The sequence below is a fragment of the Parafrankia sp. Ea1.12 genome, from assembly GCF_900465275.1.
Classification (GTDB): Bacteria; Actinomycetota; Actinomycetes; order Frankiales; family Frankiaceae; genus Parafrankia; species Parafrankia soli.
Map to the genome: position 1 here is coordinate 1 of NZ_UBIZ01000591.1, position 6,093 is coordinate 6,093.

General features: G+C 72.3%; 5 protein-coding genes. 3 read left to right on the top strand and 2 right to left on the bottom strand.

What is annotated here, in order from left to right; all coding sequences use genetic code 11:
- Positions 1-998, bottom strand: a 998-nt coding sequence (locus FMEAI12_RS32520) for an AAA family ATPase (RefSeq protein WP_200835488.1), incomplete at its 3' end; no start/stop codon positions are given.
- Between the two features lie 556 nt (positions 999-1,554).
- Between FMEAI12_RS32520 and FMEAI12_RS32525 the strand changes: the two genes are divergently transcribed.
- From FMEAI12_RS32525 to FMEAI12_RS32535, 3 genes are all read left to right on the top strand, one after another.
- Positions 1,555-1,893 carry a DUF362 domain-containing protein gene (locus FMEAI12_RS32525; protein WP_112108998.1) on the top strand — a complete coding sequence of 113 codons (339 nt, stop codon included), beginning with the start codon at positions 1,555-1,557 and terminating at the stop codon, positions 1,891-1,893.
- Between the two features lie 249 nt (positions 1,894-2,142).
- Positions 2,143-2,574, top strand: coding sequence for a TIGR03618 family F420-dependent PPOX class oxidoreductase (locus FMEAI12_RS32530; protein ID WP_160144367.1), 432 nt, complete (start codon positions 2,143-2,145; stop codon positions 2,572-2,574).
- A gap of 60 nt (positions 2,575-2,634) precedes the next feature.
- Complete coding sequence (locus FMEAI12_RS32535) at positions 2,635-3,078, top strand: nuclear transport factor 2 family protein (RefSeq protein ID WP_112109002.1); 444 nt, start codon at positions 2,635-2,637, stop codon at positions 3,076-3,078.
- A gap of 210 nt (positions 3,079-3,288) precedes the next feature.
- Here FMEAI12_RS32535 and FMEAI12_RS32540 read toward each other — a convergent pair.
- Positions 3,289-6,093, bottom strand: a 2,805-nt coding sequence (locus FMEAI12_RS32540) for an AAA family ATPase (protein ID WP_112109001.1), incomplete at its 5' end; no start/stop codon positions are given.

Genomic DNA, 6,093 nt, shown 5'->3' on the forward strand with positions numbered 1-6,093 from the left:
GTGGGGAACCGGGCTGGGATTCGGGTCGGGGTCGTGCGCGGCTCGGGCACCGGCGGGTACGGGGGGCGGTAGATGGGGTCGATCTGCGTGGTGAGGTCGGTGCCGGCGGACCTGTTCGCCCAGGCGCGGGCGTTGCGGCGGTGGATCTCGTGCATCTGCGCCACGAACCGTTCCGGGTCGCGCACGGTCCGGTCGACCAGGCCCTGCAGCGTGGCCAGGGATGACCTGGTCTCCGGGTCGAGGTCGTCGAGGTGGAACGGCCGGCCCTGCTCCAGGGCGCGGACGGGCGGGCAGTGGCGGAAGCAGGCGCGCAGGTCCGCGCCGAGGTGCTCGCGCAGGAACGCGACATCCGAGTCATCGGAGATCTTGTTGCCCACGGCCGACACGGTGATCTCGTAGTCCGCCGCGTACTCCCGGTACTGGTCGTGGACGGCGACCGCCTTCCGGGTCGGCTCGCAGACCAGGAATGTGTGGTCGAAGCGGGTGAACAGCCCGGACGCGAACGCGTCGGCCCCCGCCGTCATGTCGACGACGACGTACTCGCCGGCGCCGTCCACCAGGTGGTTCAGTAGCAGCTCGACCGCGCCGAGCTTCGAGTGGAAGCACGCGACGCCGAGGTCGTCCTCGGTGAACGCGCCGGTCGCGAGTAGCCGGACACCGTCGACGTCCACACCGAAACGCTCCCACAGCGGGTTGTCGTCACCCGTCCGCAGCAGCCGCGACCCGGGGCCGGGCGGTGTCGTCTTGACCATCATCCCGGCCGACGGGATGCGCGGGTTGCTGCCGCGCAGGTAGTCCTTGATCACGTCGAGGTGTTCACCCATCGGCGGCGCCGTGGCCTCCTCGCCGCCCGCTCCGCCGAGCGCCGCACCGAGGTGCTGGTTGATGTCGGCGTCGATGGCCAGGACGGGATGACCTCGCGCGGCGAGGTGGCGGCACAGCAGGGCCGAGAGCGTGGTCTTTCCACTCCCACCCTTACCGACAAAAGCGATCTTCATGGTGGCTGTCTCCGAGGTCGTGGCGGCGGTGCCGCGATCAGAGTGGCATCATAACCGTTATCGTTTTCGATAGCCTGGAGGCGGGCCGCCGGGTGACAACGCGGACGCGCCGGCACGCGGACGCGCCGTGAGGTACGGGTGTGGGGAGTGCCCGGCTCGCTCCCGGGCCGATGGTCTGACCCGTGCCGGTGACCCCGGTGCCGCGCGGCTGTCCCGCGCGCGGCTGCCCTCCACATGGCTGCCCTGCGTGTGGGCTGCCCCGCGCGGGCGCCGCGGGATACCGCTGATGAAAGCGTTATCCTCGGGAAGATCCCGCGATGTTTCGGCGTGGCGAATTTGTTCAATTTCTTTTTCGGTAAACGGAAAGTTTTCTTCGTTACCTGTCGTTTACCGGGCGAAGCGTCGCTGTGACATGCGCCCGCCAATAATCTATGCGGGTTCGCCGGAATTCGGCCTACTCCGGTCGGCGCGCGGCCGAGAAAAGCGGGCTGTCGGGCGCGGGTGCACCGCGGTCGGCGGCCGCCGTCCTGTTCGGCTGATTGGAGAGGATATCATCATGCCATTCGTGATCACCTCCGCGTGCATCGATGTCAAGGACGGCGCGTGCCTGGGTGGCGGATGCCCGGCCGACTGCATCTACGAGGGAAACCGCAAGATGTACATAAACCCCGATGAATGCACCGAGTGCGGGGCGTGTGCGGTCGCCTGCCCGGTCGGGGCGGCGATGATCGACGAGATGGTCCCGGACGAGGAGCAGGATTTCATCAAGAGCGAGGAGCTGTTCTTCTCCGAGGTCCTGCCCGGCCGGGACGAGCCGCTCGGCGAGCCGGGTGGTGCCGCTGAGGTCGGCAAGATCAATGCTGACTCGGAATTCGTCGCCGTGTACAAGAAGTAGGTATCGCGGCGGGTGGAGGGGCACCTCGCCACGAGGCCACGCCGGCGGATGATCGCTGCCGGCCTCCAGACAGATGCGCCTGGTCCGCTCCCTGGTCGATACTCCGACCAGGGAGAAGCAGCGCCGTGAAGCCGTGCTTGCGATGCCCGTCCGTGGCCGAGGGGCGGCGTGCCACCACGGTGAGCGGACGCCGCAGCGATCGTCTGGGGGATCATTGGTGGAACGGTCACGCCGGTCGGGGCGGTCGTGGTGAGACCGCCCAGCCAGGACGCGCTCTGGGAGGCCGTCACCAGCCGCAACGAGGGCATTCTTGCCACGATCGGCGAGACCGGGCTGCCCCACCTCTCGAACGTCTACTACGTTGCCGACGCCGAGCGCCGGCTGGTCCGTGTCTCGACGACGGGCGTCCGGGCCAAGGGCCGCAACCTGCTCCGCGACCCCAGGGCCGTGCTGCACGTGCCCGGCGGCGACTTCTTCAATTTCGCCGTCGCGGAGGGCGAGGTCACGCTGGCGATCCCGAGCGCGCCGGGCGACGAGGCGACGGACGAGCTGTACGCCGTGCACTCGGTCTTCAACGGGGCGGCGGAGCGGCCGGCGTTCGACCACCAGATGCTCGAGGCAAGCCGCATGGTCATGCGGCTTGAGGTGAACCGCCTGTACGGCCTGCTGCACCGGGCCTGACGGGCCCGCCTCGTGGACGACTGGCAGGTCGGGGAAACGCCGGGAAGTGGAGGAACGCCCGTGGACGACTTCGCGGTGAGCTTCGAGGTGAGCAAGGACGTCGAGGCCATCAAGCAGTTGAAGGCCCGTTACTTCCGGCTGCTCGACACGAAGGACTGGGACGGCCTGCGCGGGCTCTTCACCGACGACCTGGTGGTCGACACCACCGGGTCGGGTGGCGGGGTGATCGCCGGTGCCGACGCGTTCGTGGGATTCGTCAGCTCCCACCTCGCGGAGGCGGTCACCGTCCACCACGGACACACCCCGGAGATCACGCTGACCTCACCGTCGGAGGCCACCGGCATCTGGGCCATGGAGGACCGGATCTGGTTCGCGAACGGCCACGCGATGACCGGTTTCGGTCACTACCACGAGACCTACGCGAAGACTGACGGCTCCTGGCGGATCGCCTCCTCGGCGCTGACCCGCCTCCGCGTCGACATGACCGGACCTGCCACCGCCTGACGGAAATCGACCCCCCCGCGAACGCGGGTCGTGGTATTTCCGTCGGCAGGGTCAGGGATAACGGGGCAGGTCAACCTACGGTGCCGGTCGGGCCGCCTCGGACCAGCCCCGGTCGCGCAACGCCTCCCAGGCGATGCGGACATGGGCGCTGGTGAACATCCTGTCCTTACGAGGGCTCCGCTCCCGGACGAGCCGGCCGCCCGGTCGCGGTCAGGTCGGGTCGATGTGACGGGTGAGGAGTGTGCGGGCGTCGCGGGCTACGCCGATCATGCCGCGCCGTGCGGCGCGGTCGGCGACGTCGCGCAGGTCGTCGAGGTCCACGGGGTCGCCGGCGAGCGCGGCGAGCTCCGCGGCGAACAGGCGGCAGCGCAGCAGCGCGCCGACGCCCTGCGCGCGGGTGGCGACCTCCACGGCGGTCCGCAGATGCTCGCGCGCGCCCGGGAGGTCGCCGCCCAGTGCGGCCAGCCGGGCGAGGGCCAGCGCGACCGTACCGACGTAGCCGCACTGGCCGATGTTCGCGACGCAGTGCGCGACGGGCGTGAGCCGTGCCATCAGTGTGCTGACCTGTGAGCGCAGGCCGAGGTCGGCGACCGCGTGGGCGAGCATCGTCAGCCGCGAGTGGGTGGTCCAGGTGACCGGCTCGACCTGCGCGATCTCCGCGATCAGCAGCTTGTCGGCATCAGGCTCGCCGCGGGCGACCGCGGTCAGCGCCGGCGCCCACGGGACGAACGGGCTGATCGGCACCGGCTCGTCCGGCTCGTCCGGCTCGTCCAGCCGGCCCTGCTCCCAGCACAGAGCGAGCAGCGCGAGGTGGTACACGCCGCTCTCGTAGAGCTCGGTCTCCCGGTGCAGGGCGAAGGCGTGGTGGTAGATCTCCTCCGCCGTGGAGAGGTCGTCGTCCCGCCACAGCGCCAGTGAGCCCTGCGCCCAGCGGAACTGCACCCGGCTGGCCGGCAGCCGCAGCAGGTCGCTGCCGAGCGCGCCGAGCCGGACGTGCTCGGCGGACCCCGGGTCGCCCAGCTCCGTCTTCGCCAGGTAGAGCAGCCCGTGCGCGATCACCTCGTCGATCTGCGCGCTGGCGTGCGGGACGGTGGCCAGCCGGTTGAGCAGCTCGACGGACTCGGCGGCCCGCTCCGCGATCCCGGAGAACACCAGTGCCCGACTGAGTAACGCGTCGGCCAACGCCTCGTCGTCACCGATGCGTTCGGCCAGCTCGATCGCCCGGCGGCTGAGCAGGTCGGGGACGGAGCCGTCCGGGTCGTAGGCGCTGCCGACGGCGAGCGCGGCCAGCACCCGGACGTGCGCGGCGGGGTCGGCGGCGACGAGGGTCTCCAGGCCGGCGAGGCGCGCCAGCAGTGGTGCCGGGTCGTCGCCGTAGACGGCCCAGGGCCAGGATCCGCTGGTCCGTAGCAGCGCGGCGGCCAGCCGGCCGGCCGAGTCGAGCCGCCCGCGGCGCACCGCGTCGAGCAGGCCGGCGTCGACGACGTCGAGCACCGTCTGGCCCCGCCCGGCGCGGGCGAGCGCGCTGACCCGCGCGACGAGCACCTCGTCCCGGTCGATGTCGAGATCACCGGCGCTCCGGTCGAGGACTTCCAGCGCCTGGCCCCACCAGTGCGCGGCGGCTTCCGACTGCCAGCGGCGCTCCGCGTCGAGGGCGGCGGCGCGGCAGGCGTCGAACACGTCGGCGGACTCGGCCAGCGGCCAGGCGGCGGCGAGATGCGCGGCCCGGCGGGAGAGCGCCTCGCCACCACCGGAGCCGCCCCCGGCGGAGCCGCTGCCGGAGCCGCCGCCGGAGCCTCCGCTGCCTGGGCCGCCGTCCACCGGGCCGAGGGCCTCGGCCACCCGCAGGTGCAGCCGCTGGCGGCGCAGGCTGGAGATCCCGGCGACGACCTCGTCGCGCAGCAGCGCGTGCGCGAACATGTACCGCCCGGTGCCGGCGGCCTGGACGATCACATGTTCGTCCGAGGCCTCGTCCAGCAGGTCGGCGAGCTCGTCGCGATCGAGCCGGGTCACCTTGCCGAGCAGGTCGATGTCCAGGACGTCGCCGATGACGGCGGCGGCGCGCAGCACCTGGAGCACCGCCGGATCGAGGACGGCGAGCCGCTGCCCGAGCACCGAGCGCACGGCGACGGGTACCTTTCCGCCGGCGCGGTCCTCGGCGGGCAGGCGGGCGTACTCGCAGACGAAGAACGGGTTCCCGCTGGTCCGGTCGGCCAGCTCGGCGGCCTCGGCGTCGTCGATGGCCTGGCCGCTGATCCGGTTGACCAGCTCCGACACCTCGCCCTCGGTCAGCGGTGGGACGGCCAGCCGCCGTGATCCGTGCCGGCGGGCCGCGGCGGCGAGCAGCCGGTCGAGCTCGGGGCGGCCGGTGACGTCCCTGGCGGTCACGACGAGGGCCAGCCCGGGGCACGCCCCGGCGTCGGCGAGGTGGGTGAGCAGCCGCAGGCTCGCGGTGTCCGCCCAGTGGACGTCCTCGGCCACCACCAGCAGCGGACGGGTCCGCACGGCCTCGGAGAGTGCGTCGAGCACCCGGCCGTAGACGACGAACCGGGCCGCGTCCGCGTCGGCGCCGCTCGGCGGGGTCAGCAGATCGTCGGGGTCGGCGCCGAGGTCACGCAGCAGTTGGCGCACCGGCCACCAGGGCGGGACGGCGTCGTCGTCGGGGCACCCCGTCCGCGAGACCGCCCCGCCGGCCCGGTGCCAGCCGGCGGCGGCCTCCTCGGCGAGCCGGCTCTTGCCGATGCCCGCGGGGCCGGTGAGAACCACCCAGCGGACGGGCCCGGTCATCGCCTCGGACAGCACCGAGTCGAGCACGGCGATCTCGCGCACCCGGCCGACGAGTTCCCCGTACCGGACTCCCGGCGTTCCCTCGCCTTCGGACGCCCCGCTGCCGGCCATGGTGGTCGGGGCGGCGGGGCGGGCCGCGCCGACGGCGATCGGGTTGACGGCGATCGGGTTGGCGGGGTTGGCCGCGGCGGCGGTGTTGGCTGGGCCGGTGGAAGTGTTGGCTGGGCC